A 14,812-nucleotide genomic window follows, 5' to 3' on the forward strand; every position below is an offset into this window, starting at 1 on the left:
TCTGGTTGCAGTGGGCTGCCCCGAGGGGGAAGCCGTCCCGATCCCGATGCTGCCCCAGCCGTGAATCAGGGCCAGCCCGGCGCCACCGCCAGGGGCAGGTCCACCAGGAAGCGGCTGCCGCAGCCCGGTGCACTTGAAACCCTGATGGCGCCGCCGTGGGCGCGGCAGATGCGGGCGGCGATGGCGAGGCCCAAGCCACTGCCGCCGTCAGCGCGGTCGGGGCTGGCCCGCCAGAAGCGGTCGAACACCCGCGGCAGCTGCTCACGGGGAATCCCAGCTCCCTGATCCCGCACCTCGAGGCGAGCCAGCCGTGCGCTCCGGCTGACGCTCACCCGGATCACCGCTCCCTCGGGGCTGTAGCGGTGCGCATTGTCGAGAAGATTCCGCACCAGCTGGCGCAGCAGATTCGGCTGGCCCTGCACGATCACCCCCGCCTCCATGGCCGGTTCCAGTCGCTGGCGGCTCAGGGCCAGGGCATCCCCGTAGAGGGCCAGCTGGTGCTCGACCAGCTGGCCGAGGTCAAGAGGCTGGCGAGGCTCCCGAGCCGCATCCTCCTGTCTGGCCAGCATCAACAGATCCTCCACCAGACGCTGCATTTCATCGGTGGCGCTGGCGATCGCCTCGAAGCGTTTCCGCTGGGCATGATCGTCGGGGCGGCACTCCAGCAATCCCATCTCGGCGTTGGCCGCCATCGCCGCCAGCGGACCACGCAGCTCGTGGGAGGCATCCAGCTCGAATTCCCGCAGTCGGCGCAGGCTGCGCTCGAGCGGTTTCACCACCCGCCTGGCCAGCAGGCTCGCTGAGATGCCGCTCAGTCCAAGCGCCAGGGTGATCGCCACACCCATCGCCAGATCCAGCTGGCGCATGCGGTTCTCCAGGGGTTCCAGTCCCTGGCTGATGCGCTGCCACATGCGCGGGTGCCCCTGCTCGTCAAGCCCGGCAGCATCGGCCGGACGCACGAGGGCGATGCTGCCGGGTTCGTTCTGCCAGATATCGCGCTCGCCGCTCTTCATGGGGGGCAGCGGCCCGAGCGTGAGCACTTCCCCCAGCCNGGCCGCTGCGTGGCGGTCATCGCCCCTGAACCACTCCACCTGCTGGTGGGCCGTGGCGAAGTCCTTGTGGCTGGCCTGCAGCTCGTGCTCGCTGCCGGGCTGGGGCAGGGGCAGGGAGGAGAGGTCCTCGCCGATCAGCGTGAGCTGGCTGCGCAGATCATCGAGGGCGATCCTTCTGAAGCCCTCGCGCACCACCACCGTGAAGACCAGCAGCACGCCGGCCAGCGCTGTCATATAGAGGCCCAGCAGTTCGAACCGCTGGCGACGCACCGTAGGGGCAGGCCCTGCCATGGGCACCACCGATGACCGACTCCAACGGCCGATCATGGCGATGGCAGCAGCCGATAGCCCTGCCCGTGCACGGTTTCGATCGGATCGGGGCAGCCGGCGGCCCGCAGCTTCCGGCGGAGATTGTTGAGGTGGGTCTTCACGGTCTCCTCCCCGGCGTCGGCATCGATCGACCAGAGCTGATCCAGCAGATAGGGGCGCTGAGCGAGGCGGCCTGGATGGCGCAGGAACCACTCCAGCAGCTGCCGCTCCTTGCTGGTGAGCGGCAACAGTTCCTCTTCCACCAGGGTCTGACCGCTCTCCACCTCCAGGCGGAGCGGACCCCACACCAGCACCTGGCGTTCATAGGGGCGGTCGGCGCGGCGCTCGAGGGAGCGGATCCGCGCTGAGAGTTCCCCCATTCTGAAGGGCTTCACGAGATAGTCGTCGGCGCCGGCTCCGAGGCCGGCGACCACGTCGTCGAGGCTGTCGCGCGCCGTGAGCATCAGCACCAGCGTGTGCCGCTGGCGCCGCCGCAGCTCCGCAACGATGGCCAGACCATCCTTCCCGGGCAGCATCCAGTCGAGCAGCGCCAGGTCGTAGTGCCCTTTGAGCAGTTCCGCCAGGGCCATGACCCCATCACCCACCCAGGTCACGGCGTGCTGTTCGCGGCTGAGGAAATCCCGCAGCGGCGTGGCCAGTCGGGCATCGTCCTCAGCCAGCAGGATGCGCATGGGCAGGGGTGGGGATGGTGAGGCTGGGTGCGGGCCGACCTCCATCCTGCAGTCACCGCTGACAAGGGATCGGCAAGAGCCGCATGTCAGGGGTCAGCAGGCGGTGCCGCGGCCTTGCCGACTTCTTCTCCACGGCGGAGCAGAACTGATCTCGACGTCACTGCCACGGGGTATGCGCATCAGTCAGTTTCAAAAACAGCGTCTGCTTGTTCTGGATGCGGATGAGGCCCATTGCCTGGCTGATATCTGCGCCCTGCTTGTGTTCGTCAATCATGAATCCGGCAGCGTGCTGTCGCCGAAAGCCTGCGGTGTGCTCGCCCAGCTGTTCACCGCACTGGCGGAGGAATGCCAGGATGTATAGCAATCCCAAGGCCAATCCGGCTGTTGCGTAACACCACGAAGCCGCCTCGAGACTGACACCTCATCGCAGCACAAAGGGGAAGGCATGATTGCCCTCCCCGAGCAGTCTGGCTTGATTGCGCCGACTCATAACACTGGCATTGTGGCCTGCCCGATCGACGATGGCTCGCAATCGAACCGCCGCTTCTTGACTAGCTGGGCTTCTTCGCTCCTGTGCTCACGCAGAGTTCCTTCTTGACCTTCTTGTTCATCAGCGTGTCAAAGCACTGATAGCTCACCTTGCCCAGAAGGCCATGCTCTTTGTGATAGACGTANTCGGGGCGATGGATGGGTCTGGGTTGCAGGCTTTGTGGTGGTGNCCCCAGAGTTTGTGGTGGTGGATCCTGCAAAGGCGGCTCCGCCTGCCAATACCGAGATCAGAGCGGCTCCGGCGAGAAGTGATTTCATGGCTTGCATGGTTGTGTACGCCCGGTTGGCGCGTTTTGACGATCCCGCCGCTGTGACAAGAAATCGAGAGGATTTCGAGATGAAACCGGGCAATTCCGGGTGAGAGGTGGGCAAGGCCCTGCCTCCGTCGTACAGGCGATCCGTTCGATGGAGCCACGCTGATCGGATCAGCGCCCCGCCGCGGGCCTCCAGAAGAAGCCCTCGCCTCTGTTGATCCAGGGGTCGAGCACGTACAGAACCCGGCCGAGGATGAGATCGAGCGGTGTTGCCCGCGCCGGCCGGCCGTAGGGCCGGTAGCCGGGGGGCATCAACGCCGCCACCTCCCGTGGGTTCACCGCCGCCAGCGCCAGGTTCTGCGCCAGGGCGAGCGAGGAGGCGATCGCCAGGCCCTGCCCCACGGAGATGTTCAGTTCGATGATGCGTCCGGNCCCCACACCCAGTCCTTCGAAGCCGCCTGCAGGTCCCAGCACGGCGAGGTTGTCGATCTCGCGGGGAAGAGTGTGCCGGTAGCCGAAGTTGAACGTCGGCTTGATCGGGGGGATCGTCTCGGCCAGTCCGCCGCGGATGTCGAGGAAGTAGGTGAAGGTCCCGAGCGCATCCTGCCGGGACACACCGCCCGCCGCCATGCGCCGTGCACTGAGCGCCTCCACCGGGTGGGCGATCTGATCGGCGTTCCGCACGTACAGCTCCGGCATCCAGCGCACCGCCGTGGCACCGTTGCGGCGGAAGAACCGCTCCACCTCCCTGGCGGTGGGTTGCATCCAGGCCAGCGGACGATTGCCGCCGGCCAGCACAGTCCGGTTCTGCTCCGCATCGTTGCGCAGCAGCAGGGCATTGAAGCTGAGTCGGCCGGGCAACACGGCGACGTTGGCGGCATCGAGGCGGGCCGACCCGCGCCGCAGGCCGGGGGCCTGATGCTCCTGCCCATGAAAGGCGATGGCGAGCGCCGGACTCCGCTGGTCGCAGCTGTCGGGGGTGGAGGACAGGCAGACCCGTGCCCGGCCGGAGGGATCCAGCAGGTCGTTGCGCAGGCGACGGCGATCGAGCCGGTACTCCGGCCACAGACGCAGCCAGCGGCGAGCTTCGGTGTCATGGGGATCGAGCAGTCGGTGGGTGAGGCTGATCTCCAGCTGCTGCAGGTCCACCACCGTGAGCCCCTGCACCTCGAAGATCCAGCCCAGGGCGAGGCTTTCCCGCGACAGGTTGGCGGGGGGAGCGAGCCCCGGCCGGAACGGCACCCCGGCGGCATGGGCCAGCACGGCGCCGAGGCTGGCGTCCACGAACAGATCGGCTCCCAGCAGACCGTGCGCACCGCTCTCCACCGTGCAGAGGCGGCGTCCCTCCAGGCGCGCCGCCCGGATCGCCGCCCGCGGCAGGACCGGGATGCCCGCATGCTTCAGGGCCTCCCCAAAGGCGCGGGAGGCGACCACCGGGTCCACCGCGATCCACTTCACACCCGTGAGCCGCAGAAAGCGCCTGTACAGCTCCGAGGAGGGAGCCAGCGGAGGCAGCAGGCCCCAGAGGTCGGGGGGCACCTGGTTGCGATCGAGATAGGCCAGCCCGCCGCGGGCGATGGTGCCGCCCAGGGCGCGGCTGGTGTCGGCCTCGGTGAGCAGAGCCACGCGGGGATGGCGGCGGCCGGCCAGGGGCGGCAACCGGCGCCGCAGCTCCAGCGCGGTCATCACACCGGCAGGCTCATCTCCCACCACGATCACGTCGAAGTGCCGTTCGCCCCGCTCGCGGCAGGGCCCTAACCGTGCCGTGCCCGGGGCGGCCAGGGCTGGCGTTGGTGCCGGCAGCGCCATCACCAGGGCCAGCCCCAAGCTGAGCGGCTGCAGCGCGGCTCTCCTCCGCATCAGCGCGCCGTGGCTGTCCGGGTGGGCGAAGCTGGCATCCGGCGCGGTGGGTAGAGCATCAGTCGATGGGCAAGCCCGCAGGCGTGAGGTGGGGAGCGACGCCGGTCTTCGGGGGCGTGGAGCCGGGGATTCTCCGCCCGCCACAGCATCGCCGCCGATGGCGGTGGCTGGCATCCCTCCTGGCGGCAACGGGTGTGGGCCTTGGATTCACCACGCCCGCGATTGCCCGGATCCCGCCGGATCACCTCGGTGTCTGGTTCACCACCGTGGACAGCGCCGTGCTGACCGATCCGGCGGAGGCCGAGCGAGCCCTGCGCTTTCTCAGCAGCAATGGCATCGGCCGCGTCGCGGTGCCACTGCTCACAGGCGGCTCCACCACCTGGCCGGTGGAGCCGTGGCGGAACCCCATGGCCGTTCCCCTCGATCCGCGTATCGCCGGGGGGTCCGTCGCGCCCCTGCTGACGCAGCTTCGCAGCCGGGGACTGCGGACCATCGGCTGGTTCGAGTTCGGGCTGATGGCCCCGGCGGGAGTGACCTGGCTTCAGGGCCGGGAGCACCTGCTGCTGGCCCGCCGCGACGGCGGCACCACCTGGACCGAGAGCCCGGGCCTCGAGCGCGTCTGGCTCAATCCGGCGCTGGCTGAGGTGCAGGATCTCCTGACCGCTCTGGTGGTGGATGCCTGTCGGCGGCTGCCGCTGGATGCGATCCAGTTCGACGATCACCTCGGTTATCCCTCCGACTTCGGCTATGACGCGGCCACGCTGCGCCGCTGGCGTGCGACTGACGCGGGAGCCGCCGATCCGACCCCCGATCCCCAGGCACCGGCCTGGCTGGCCTGGCGATCGCGCAGCGTGACCGATCTGCTGGAGAGGATCCGCACGGCCATGGCCCGTGAATGTCCCGGCGTGAAGCTCTCGGTCGCGCCCAACCCCCAGGCATTCTCCTATCGGAGCTATCTGGCCGACTGGTCGGACTGGGTCGCCAGGGATCTGGTGGACGAGGTGGTGGTGCAGATCTACCGCTGGGACCGCCGCGGTGTGGCGGCTGAGCTGGCTGATCCGAGCCTGGAGGCGGCGCGGGCCAGGGTGCCGCTGCGCATCGGCCTGCTGGCGGGGCTCAGGAACCAGCCCAAGGATCCCGCTTCCCTGCAGCAGGAACTGGACCTGGCCCACAGTTTCGGCTTCACCGGCATCGATCTCTTCTTCTACGAAACAGCCCGTCCACACTTCCCGGCCACCCCTTGAAGCGGCTCAGGCAACGATCGGCTCCAGCGCCCAGCCACCGCGGCCATCGAGACGAAGCTCCCGGCGGTGGAACGCCAGCAGGCTTGGCCGATGTCCCACGCTGATCAGGGTGAAACCCTGCTCCAGCATCAATCCATACAGGCGGCTCTCGCTGGCGAGATCGGTGGCGCTGGTGGCCTCATCGAGCATCACCAGCCGGGGCCGATGCAGGAGCAGCCGCGCGATCGACAGGCGCTGCTGCTCCCCGCCGGAGAGCACCCGGGCCCAGTCGTCCTCGCTATCGAAGCTGGGATAGCGTTCCGCCAGGTGCTCCAGCCCCACCCCGGCCAGCACCTCACGCAGGCGCGGATCGCTCACCCCCGCCGTGTGCCGGGGGAAGGTGAGCTGCTGGCGCAGGCTCCCCAGGGGCAGGTAGGGCTGTTGCGGCAGCAGCATCCAGTCCCGGGGCCGCGGCAGACTCACGCTCCCTGCCGCGGGATCCACCAGGCCGGCCACGACTCGCAGCAGGGTGGTCTTGCCGCAGCCGCTCGGTCCGCTGATCAGCAGCCGCTCGCCGGCAGGGATCGACAGGGAGAGCCGTTCGATCAGCAGGCCGCGGCCCTGGGGATGCCCCACGCTCAGCGCATCGATCACGGCGAGGGTCGGGGCCATGGGCAGGGCAGGCGACGGCGCCATCGATCCATCCGCCGGGCAGGAGCGCTGCAACTCGCTCACACGGTGAAGGCTGGCGAACAGGCCGGAGAAGGCATCGGCGCGGTCGATCAGGAACGACAGAGCGATCTGCACCTGCCCGAAGGCAATGCTGCCCACGGTGAGCTGGCCCAGTCCCAGATGACCGCTGAAGTAGGCCGAGGACAGGATCAGATAGGGCACGAACTGCATCACGAAGGCGTAGAGCCCGCTGCTCTGCGTCACCAGCTCGCGCCAGCGGATCACCCGCTCGAGATTGCGCAGCAGCCGCCCGAGGCGCAGCAGCAGACCCAGGGCCACGGCCCGCTCGCCCCGCAGCATCGCCACCCCCTCGGCATGGCTGCGCAGATGCATCAGCGCAAAGCGGTAGTCGGCCTCCAGACCCTGCTGGCGCACGCTCAGACCGCTGAGCTGGCGCACCAGGCCGGCGATCGACACGTTGCCGATCAGGGTGGCGATGGCGAGCGCCAACACCAGCCAGGCGCTGATGCCAACCAGCACCAGCACGTAGGCGGCCAGTGACAGCAGGGTGGCGCAGAAGCCGAACAGCAGGTCGGTGGAGCTGAACACCATCCGGTTCACGTCATCGGCGATCCGCTGGTCGGGGTTGTCGATCGGACCTCCCTGCCTTCCCGAGGCCTGTCGCTCCAGCCGGTCATAGGCGTGGCGGCGCAGATAGCGGCGCTGCAGGGCGGTGGTGGCCGAAGCGCGCCACACCAGCGCCAGGCACTGCTGGCCGTAGCCGTTCAGGTATTGCAGCGGCAGGGTGAGCAGATAGATGGCGCCCAGCCCCATGGCCGATGCCCAGAAGCGCGGTGCGCTGCGGGCATTGAGGGCCTCCATCACGGCTCCATTGCCCTCGGTGAAGGCCACGTCCACGGCGGTGCCCACCACGAGCAGGGTGAACAGGGCCAGAAGCGCCCACCAGCGCCGACGCTGGGCCAGCGGCAGGTGGGCCGGCAGCAGCGCCACCCCTGCACCCCCACCCAGGCCGATCAGGCCGAGGGCGAGCCAGGGTTGACCGGGCAGATGCCAGAGCGCCAGTGCTCCATCCAGGTAGGGGAAGGCCATCGCCAGGCGGGCTTTCCCGAGCAGCGCCAGCAGCAGGTGCGCCGCTCCGCCGATCACCAGCCCGGAGCTGGCCAGGGCCGCCAGGACCGTGCAGCCCAGCAGTGCGCCGCTCCGCCATCGGGACAGATCGCCGAGCAGGAAAGCGCCGATCAGCTTCTGCCATTCGCCGAGAAAGGTGCCGAANGCTGGTGGCTCTTGCCGAACGCTTGCTGCTCGCCGGACAGATTGCATATCCCGCATCGATCCAGGACCGCTGCCGTCAGGCTGGACCGTACCGGGCCGATCCCCAGGTTTCCCCATGGCATGGCGTTATCGGACTGGAGCTCGACGCGCGGCAGGCGCCTCTTCGTCAGGGGCGGCGTTCCCCAGCGGCGGAGCTGGCTGACCAAGGTCGACAAGGTGCTCTGGGGTGTGCCCCTCGCCATCACGGCGGTGGCCGGGATCCTGATCGCCAGCACCCAGCGCCAGGCGCACTATGCCGACTGGTACGACCACTGGATCACGGCCGCGCTGGGGCTGGGGCTGGCTCTGCTGCTGGCCCGCATTCCTCTGGATCAGCTGCGGCCCTGGCTCCTGCCGCTGTATGGCCTCACCGTGATCAGCCTGATGGCCGTGCGCGTCGTGGGCACATCGGCACTTGGTGCCCAGCGTTGGATCAACATCGCCGGCTTCCATGTGCAGCCATCGGAGTTCGCCAAGCTGGCCGCGATCCTGCTGCTGGCCGGGATCCTGGCCCGTTTCCCGGTGGAGAGGCCGGTCAATCTGCTGCGGCCCACGGCCCTGATCGGCCTGCCCTGGGTGCTGGTGTTCATCCAGCCCGACCTGGGCACCTCGCTCGTGTTCGGGGCCATCTGGCTGGTGATGTTGTACTGGGCCGGGATGCCGGGCGCCTGGGTGACGCTGCTGCTCTCACCCCTGCTCACCGCGATCCTGGCCGGCGCGCTGCCGTGGGCTCTGGTGGCCTGGCTGCCACTGGTCGCCTGGCTGGGCTGGCGCTCCTTGCCCTGGAAGCGGTTCGCCAGCGCTGGGGTTCTTGCGCTGCAGGCGCTGTTCGCCCTGATCACCCCCTATCTGTGGATGCATGGCCTCAAGGACTATCAGCGCCAGCGGCTGGTGCTGTTCCTGGACCCATCCCAGGATCCGCTCGGTGGCGGTTACCACCTGATCCAGAGTCAGATCGGCATCGGCTCAGGCGGCCTTCTGGGCACCGGGCTGATGCAGGGACACCTCACCATGCTGCACTTCATTCCTGAGCAGCACACCGATTTCATCTTCAGTGCCCTGGGCGAGGAAACCGGCTTCCTGGGCTCCGTTCTGCTGATCGTGGGCTACGTGCTGCTGCTCCATCGGTTGCTGCAGATCGCGGGACGCGCCCGCAGCGATTTCGAATCGCTGGTGGTGATCGGCATCGCTGCGATGTTGATGTTCCAGGTGATCGTCAACATCTGCATGACCACGGGTCTGGGGCCCGTCACAGGGATTCCCCTGCCCTGGATGAGCTATGGCCGCTCAGCGATGCTCGTGAACTGCGCCGCTCTGGGCCTGTGCGCCTCGGTGGCCCGCCGCGGCCGGCTCCGCCAGGCGCGCTGAGATCAGTGTCGGAGGTTTCCTATGGTATGGCATCGGAATCGAACGCGCTGTTCGTCAATTCGTGCGGCCGACCCTTTTCGACACAATTCCGGCAAGTCAGTCTGGAGGCGAATCTCCCGGTAGACTGCATCGTGAACCAATCACCGGGAAGGGCCTCCTTGATGTCAGTTGGTGATAACCATGCCGGCGTGCTGGCGGTTCTGTTCCAGACGATCGAAACCCTCGTCTCCCATGGTGGATATGGCGGCATCATGCTGGCGATGCTTGTCGAGAACTTCCTGCAGTTCATTCCATCGGAAGCCATCATGCCGCTGGCAGGCTATCTGGTCTTCAAGGGTCAGTTGCAGCTCATCCCCACGATTCTGGCAGGCACGATCGGCACCATCCTGGGCACCTTGNCCTGGTATGCGATCGGCAGGTTGGTGAATGAAGAACATCTCGAACATCTGCTCAACACCCACGGCGCCTGGTTGGGCATCACCTCAGCAAAGCTGAAGAAGTCGCGCCGCTGGTTCAATCGCTATGGCGCGCTGGTGGTGTTCTGGGGACGATTGGTGCCGATTCTTCGAACCCTGATCTCGATTCCGGCCGGGATCGAGATGATGCCCTGGCGCCCGTTTCTGCTCTGGACCTCGCTTGGAAGTCTGATCTGGAACAGCGCCCTCACGGTGGCGGGTCTGATGCTGGGTGAGCACTGGGGTCGTGTGCACGAACTGCTGAGTCCGCTCAGCGCTTTCATCGGATGTGCCCTGGTGCTGCTGCTGCTGGTGTTGTTCTGGACCAGTCGCCGGGCAGGCAACGCCTCCTCGCATTCCTAGCGTTCCGCAGCCTGCGCAGCGGAGAGTGGCATGAAGCTTCTGCCCCAGCCCGAAGCTCTCCGGCGCGGCGGCTTCGGTCTGCCGGATCTGCTGGTGATCCTGGCGGTGCTGGCCGCGCTCGGCCTGATCGCCCACCTGGGATCCGAGGCGATGGTGCGCTTCCAGCCGCCGCAGATCACCCCGACGGTGTCCCTGGATCCGCGCAACCTGCCGGAGTACGCAGCACGCTCCACCCTGCGCATGTTCATCGCGCTGGGATGCTCCACCCTGTTCACGCTCGTCTACGGCTCGCTGGCGGCCCACAACCGCCGCGCCGAGCGGGTGATGATCCCCCTGCTCGACATCCTGCAGTCGGTGCCGGTGCTCGGCTTCCTCTCGATCACCGTGACCGGCTTCATCGCTCTGTTTCCCGGCAGCCTGCTGGGCCTGGAGGCGGCGTCGATCTTCGCGATCTTCACCAGCCAGGTCTGGAACATGACGTTCTGCTTCTACCAGTCGCTGCGCACGGTTCCGAAGGAGCTGGCCGAGGCCGCCAGCCTCTATCGCCTGTCGCGCTGGCAGCGCTTCACGCGCCTCGAACTGCCCTCCGCGGCGATCCCGCTGCTGTGGAACGCCATGATGAGTTTCGGTGGCGGCTGGTTCTTCCTGGCGGCCAGCGAATCGATCAGCGTGCTCAACCAGACCTACACGCTGCCGGGCATCGGGTCCTACGTGGCCGCCGCTGTGGCGGCACGCGAACCGCGGGCACTGGCCTGGGCGGTCGTAACCATGGCCGTTGTGATCGTGCTGGTGGATCAGCTGTTCTGGCGGCCGCTGGTGGCCTGGTCCCACCGCTTCCGAATCGAGCAGAGCGGCGCTGGGGATGTGTCGGGCTCCTGGGTCGGTGGCGTGCTGCGCAGCGCCCGCATCCCCGCGCTCCTGGCCGAGATACTGGCGCCGGCGAGCGATTGGTTCGACCGCCTGCTTTCGGTGCTGCTGGGCCGTGTCAGCGGGAGCCCGGTCGAGCCTGAGGCCCCCGGGCCCGACCGGCTCTTCGATGTTGCCCTGCTGGCGGCGGTGGGGCTGCTTCTGATGGTTCTCCTGCACTTCATCCTGGTCGCCGTGGTGCCCGGCGAGCTTGTGAGCGCCTTGCGGATGGCTCTGCACACCCTCGGCCGTGTGGTGCTCCTGCTCGTGGCTGCCACGCTGATCTGGACGCCGATCGGTGTGGCCATCGGTTTCCAACCGCGCCTGGCCCGGCTGCTCCAACCGCTGGTGCAGTTTCTGGCTTCCTTCCCTGCGAACTTCGTGTTCCCCTTCGCCACCCTGCTCTTCCTGCGCGCTCACGTTCCGATCGGCTGGGGTTCGATCCTGCTGATGGCTCTCGGGGCGCAGTGGTACATCCTTTTCAACACGATCGCCGGGGCCCAGACGATCCCCTCCGACCTCCGGGAGATGGCCGATTCGGTGGGTCTGCGCGGCCTGGAGCGCTGGCGCAGGCTGATCCTTCCCGGGATCTTCTCGGCCTGGGTGACCGGTGGGGTCACGGCCAGCGGCGGTGCCTGGAACGCCAGCATCCTGGCGGAGGTGGTGAGCTGGGGCGACACCACCCTCCGTGCCGACGGGATCGGGGCCTACATCGCCCAGGCCACGCACGAGGGCGACTGGCCGCGCATCGTGCTCGGCATCGGTCTGATGAGCCTGTTCGTGGTCGGGTTCAACCGCCTCGTCTGGCGCCGCCTCTACGCCCTTGCCGAGCGTCGCTACCACCTCTGAAGCCGCCGGCATGTCACTGATCAGCGTCGAGAGTGTCTCCAAGGGGTTCCCCTTGCCTGACGGCAAGGGAGAGTTCACCGTGCTGAGCGATGTGAGCCTCTCGGTGGTCGCCGGCGAAGTGGTGGCGCTGCTGGGCCGCAGCGGCAGCGGCAAGAGCACGCTGCTGCGGATCATGGCTGGCCTGATCCGGCCCAGCCAGGGGCGGGTGCTCAGCCATGGCCAGCCCCTGCGCGGCAGCACCGGCAGCGTGGCGATGGTGTTCCAGAGCTTCGCCCTGCTGCCTTGGCTCACCGTCCAACAGAATGTCGAACTGGGCCTGGCAGCCCGCCATCTGCCCAGGTCCGAGCGCCGCGAGCGGGCACTCCGGGCCATCGACATCGTGGGGCTCGACGGCTTCGAGAACGCCTATCCCCGAGAACTCTCGGGCGGCATGAAGCAGCGGGTGGGCTTCGCCCGGGCCTTCGTGCTCGAACCGGAGGTGCTCTTCATGGATGAGCCCTTCAGCGCCCTGGATGTGCTCACCGCCGAGAACCTCAGGGGAGAGATCGACGACCTCTGGAATGTCGGGTCGTTCCCCTCCCGCAGCATCCTGATCGTGACCCACAACATCGAGGAGGCGGTGTTCCTCGCCGACCGGGTGGTGATCCTCGGCGCCAATCCGGGCCGCATCCGCGGTGAGCTCTCGATCAACCTGCGGCGCCCGCACGACCGCCACCACCCGCGTTTCAAGGCAGTGGTGGACCACATCTACCGCGTGATGACCCATCCGGACATCCCGGTGACGGGTGCGCTGGAGTTCCCACCGGAGGCCTCCGAGATCCACCCCCCAGCCGCAGCCCCGTCGGTCCGCACCAGCGTCTCCCCCTTCTCGCGACCATTGCCCCACGTGCGGGTGGGCGGCATCAGTGGCCTGCTGGAACTGATGCAGGACCAGGGTGACGGATTGCGCGACATCCCTCTGCTGGCGGAGCGGCTGCAGCTGGAGGTGGACGACCTGCTGCCGCTGCTGGATGCAGCCGTGCTGCTGGGGTTCGCCGCGGTGGCTGACGGCGAGGTGCGGCTCACCCCGATCGGCCGGGATTTCGCCACGACCACGATCCTGCGCAGCAGGAGCTGTTCCGCCGGCAGGCCCTCGCCTGCATCCCGGTGATGAGCAGCATCGTGCACACCCTGCAGGAGAAGGCCGACGGCAGCATGCGATCCGATTTCTTCCTCGGCATCTGGGACGACTACTTCCCGACCGAAGAGGCCGAACGTCAGCTGGCCACGGCGGTGGACTGGGGCCGCTACGCCGAGCTGTTCGAGTACGACGCTGCCCAGGGACTCCTGACCCTGCCGGACCTGGAGGCGTGAAGCGACCTGGAGGTGTCCTCGCTGATGCGGCGCCGATGTCATGGCGTGGCTGGTGACCCGCGCGCCGCTTCCGGGCTCCGAAGGTTGCTCAGAACGCCTGGCCCTCAGGCTGACCCTTCGGGCTCAGCTTCGCCTGTCCCCGAGCCTCGGGGCCGAACAGGGGCCCGAGATCCTCGAGCGCGGAGTGCTGCCGCAGCTTCTGTTCCATCGCCCGCAGGGTCAGGCGCAGCTTCTGGCGGTTCGCCGGCCCGGCCGGACCCGGGGTGCCCTGCTGGGTGCCCGTGCCGGCCGCTGGATCCATGCCTCGCTCCTCCATCGAACCGCCTCGTTCAGCACCTCTCTCCATCCTGGCCACGCCGGTTGGTCCTGACGCATCACGGCAGACCCATCAAGCGGCCTGCAGGCCGCTGTCCGGCCCCAGGCCCAGCTGGGCGGCGCTCAGCTCCCAGAGCTCCCGNCGCCAGGCTCTCGGAGCGGGCCTCGGCACTGGGCTGCGTGACCTCGAAGCGCAGCGTCCCGGCCCCAGCACCCGGTTGCTCCAGTACTGGAACCCCGTGCCCTGCGGGATCGGATCGCTGGCCAGGCCGGCCAGCAGGGCGCCGGCCTGCCGGGGGGTCTCGCTGAGGCGCAGCAGATCGCGGGCCACCAGGCCGAACACCGCCTGGCCGAGCGGGTTGTGGCGGCGGCTGTCACGGAAGAAGCCGCCGCTGCCGCGGGGGATCACCAGCCCGGGGCTCCAGGCCAGCACCGGCAGGAGGCGGCCCCGCTGGCGCAGGCGCCGCTCCACCTCCCGGGCCATCAGCAGGTTGCAGAGCTTGCTGTCCTTGTAGGCCTTCTCGGCGTTGAAGGGGCTGCGGCCATCCAGCATCGGGGCGCCGGGCCCCTGGCGCAGGCCGGCCAGGTCCCCCAGGCCGGCGGCTGCCCCACGCGCCCGCCCGGCGTGCCGGGGTCGTGCACCTCCGAGGCCGTGACCACCAGCCGCGCTGCCGCCGAGCTGAGCAGCAGCGGCAGCAGCCGCTGCAGCAGGGCCTGGTGGGCCAGGTGGTTCACCGCCAGCGTGAGCTCGAACCCCTGCGCCGACCAGCGGGGTTCGCTGGCACCGCTGTACTGCAGGCCGGCATTGAGCACCAGGGTGTCGATCGGCTCTGCGGCAGCCAGCAGGGCCGCGGCGCAGTGCTCCACGCTGGCCAGATCGGCCAGATCACAGATGCGGGTGTGCAGCCTGCCACTCAGGCGCCGGCGCAGGGCCGCCGCCGTGGCGGCATCCCGGCAGGGCACGGTGAGCCGGTGACCGGCCTGCAGCAGCAGCGCCGCGGCCTCGAAGCCGATGCCCGAACTGCCGCCGGTGAGAAGGATGTGCCGCACGGCTCAGATCCGGCTCCGGCTTCGCTCGAGGCTCATTCTGCTGAGCTTTCCGGCAGCTGGGATCGCCGCCCGCCATGGCTAGCCTTCAGCCAGCGGCAGGGGGCGGGATGGCGATCGGACCCCGTTTCGGCCGCCGTTCCTTCCTCGCCCTGGTGGCCGGCGGTGCCGGTGCGGCCGGCGGGGCCGCTCTGCTGGCCCGCTCGGCCCTCA

General features: G+C 68.5%; 11 protein-coding genes and 1 pseudogene. 6 read left to right on the forward strand and 6 right to left on the reverse strand.

The annotated features are described in order from the left end of the window. Positions 1-65: 65 nt before the first annotated feature. Complete coding sequence (locus tag SYNGFB01_RS10985) at positions 66-1,343, reverse strand: cell wall metabolism sensor histidine kinase WalK (RefSeq protein WP_161795891.1); 1,278 nt, start codon at positions 1,341-1,343, stop codon at positions 66-68. 32 nt (positions 1,344-1,375) lie between these two features. Next, positions 1,376-2,053, reverse strand: coding sequence for a response regulator transcription factor (locus tag SYNGFB01_RS10990; protein WP_048018044.1), 678 nt, complete (start codon positions 2,051-2,053; stop codon positions 1,376-1,378). A 172-nt stretch (positions 2,054-2,225) separates the two neighbouring features. Here SYNGFB01_RS10990 and SYNGFB01_RS10995 point away from each other — a divergent pair, with 172 nt between their 5' ends. Next, positions 2,226-2,414: a hypothetical protein gene (locus tag SYNGFB01_RS10995; protein WP_048018045.1), complete on the forward strand. Its 189-nt coding sequence runs from the start codon at positions 2,226-2,228 to the stop codon at positions 2,412-2,414. A gap of 613 nt (positions 2,415-3,027) precedes the next feature. Here SYNGFB01_RS10995 and SYNGFB01_RS11000 read toward each other — a convergent pair. Then, positions 3,028-4,716, reverse strand: coding sequence for an FAD-dependent oxidoreductase (locus tag SYNGFB01_RS11000; RefSeq protein ID WP_053068463.1), 1,689 nt, complete (start codon positions 4,714-4,716; stop codon positions 3,028-3,030). A 65-nt stretch (positions 4,717-4,781) separates the two neighbouring features. Here SYNGFB01_RS11000 and SYNGFB01_RS11005 point away from each other — a divergent pair, with 65 nt between their 5' ends. Continuing rightward, entirely contained in the window at positions 4,782-5,960 is a 1,179-nt protein-coding gene (locus SYNGFB01_RS11005) for a family 10 glycosylhydrolase (RefSeq protein WP_082326005.1), read from the forward strand. Between the two features lie 6 nt (positions 5,961-5,966). On the opposite strand, the gene SYNGFB01_RS11010 is transcribed toward SYNGFB01_RS11005, so the two are convergent. Beyond that, positions 5,967-7,952: an ABC transporter ATP-binding protein/permease gene (locus SYNGFB01_RS11010; protein ID WP_048018046.1), complete on the reverse strand. Its 1,986-nt coding sequence runs from the start codon at positions 7,950-7,952 to the stop codon at positions 5,967-5,969. 72 nt (positions 7,953-8,024) lie between these two features. Here SYNGFB01_RS11010 and rodA point away from each other — a divergent pair, with 72 nt between their 5' ends. The 4 genes and pseudogenes from rodA to SYNGFB01_RS11030 all read left to right on the forward strand — a co-directional run bounded on the left by rodA (position 8,025) and on the right by SYNGFB01_RS11030 (position 13,237). Beyond that, complete coding sequence (gene rodA, locus SYNGFB01_RS11015) at positions 8,025-9,311, forward strand: rod shape-determining protein RodA (RefSeq protein WP_048018047.1); 1,287 nt, start codon at positions 8,025-8,027, stop codon at positions 9,309-9,311. Between the two features lie 5 nt (positions 9,312-9,316). Then, positions 9,317-10,129 (forward strand): DedA family protein, encoded by an 813-nt coding sequence (locus SYNGFB01_RS11020; protein ID WP_235300125.1) that lies wholly within the window; start codon positions 9,317-9,319, stop codon positions 10,127-10,129. Between the two features lie 30 nt (positions 10,130-10,159). Beyond that, complete coding sequence (locus SYNGFB01_RS11025) at positions 10,160-11,884, forward strand: ABC transporter permease subunit (RefSeq protein ID WP_048018049.1); 1,725 nt, start codon at positions 10,160-10,162, stop codon at positions 11,882-11,884. A 10-nt stretch (positions 11,885-11,894) separates the two neighbouring features. Next, a pseudogene (locus SYNGFB01_RS11030) lies at positions 11,895-13,237 on the forward strand (nitrate/sulfonate/bicarbonate ABC transporter ATP-binding protein). An 88-nt stretch (positions 13,238-13,325) separates the two neighbouring features. Here SYNGFB01_RS11030 and SYNGFB01_RS15015 read toward each other — a convergent pair. After that, positions 13,326-13,553: a hypothetical protein gene (locus tag SYNGFB01_RS15015; protein ID WP_048018050.1), complete on the reverse strand. Its 228-nt coding sequence runs from the start codon at positions 13,551-13,553 to the stop codon at positions 13,326-13,328. 482 nt (positions 13,554-14,035) lie between these two features. Continuing rightward, positions 14,036-14,602, reverse strand: a complete 567-nt coding sequence (locus tag SYNGFB01_RS15700) for an SDR family NAD(P)-dependent oxidoreductase (protein ID WP_235300126.1) — start codon at positions 14,600-14,602, stop codon at positions 14,036-14,038. Positions 14,603-14,812 lie beyond the last annotated feature (210 nt).

This window comes from Synechococcus sp. GFB01, from assembly GCF_001039265.1.
In the GTDB taxonomy this organism is placed as follows: Bacteria; Cyanobacteriota; Cyanobacteriia; order PCC-6307; family Cyanobiaceae; genus NIES-981.

What these genes read in the sequence shown, in the direction of transcription:
- SYNGFB01_RS10990 (WP_048018044.1), bottom strand. Translation starts at nt 2,053, where the DNA reads ATGCGCATCCTGCTGGCTGAGGACGATGCCCGACTGGCCACGCCGCTG.
- SYNGFB01_RS10995 (WP_048018045.1), top strand. Translation starts at nt 2,226, where the DNA reads ATGCGCATCAGTCAGTTTCAAAAACAGCGTCTGCTTGTTCTGGATGCG.
- SYNGFB01_RS11005 (WP_082326005.1), top strand. Translation starts at nt 4,782, where the DNA reads ATGGGCAAGCCCGCAGGCGTGAGGTGGGGAGCGACGCCGGTCTTCGGG.
- rodA (WP_048018047.1), top strand. Translation starts at nt 8,025, where the DNA reads ATGGCGTTATCGGACTGGAGCTCGACGCGCGGCAGGCGCCTCTTCGTC.
- SYNGFB01_RS11025 (WP_048018049.1), top strand. Translation starts at nt 10,160, where the DNA reads ATGAAGCTTCTGCCCCAGCCCGAAGCTCTCCGGCGCGGCGGCTTCGGT.
- SYNGFB01_RS15015 (WP_048018050.1), bottom strand. Translation starts at nt 13,553, where the DNA reads ATGGAGGAGCGAGGCATGGATCCAGCGGCCGGCACGGGCACCCAGCAG.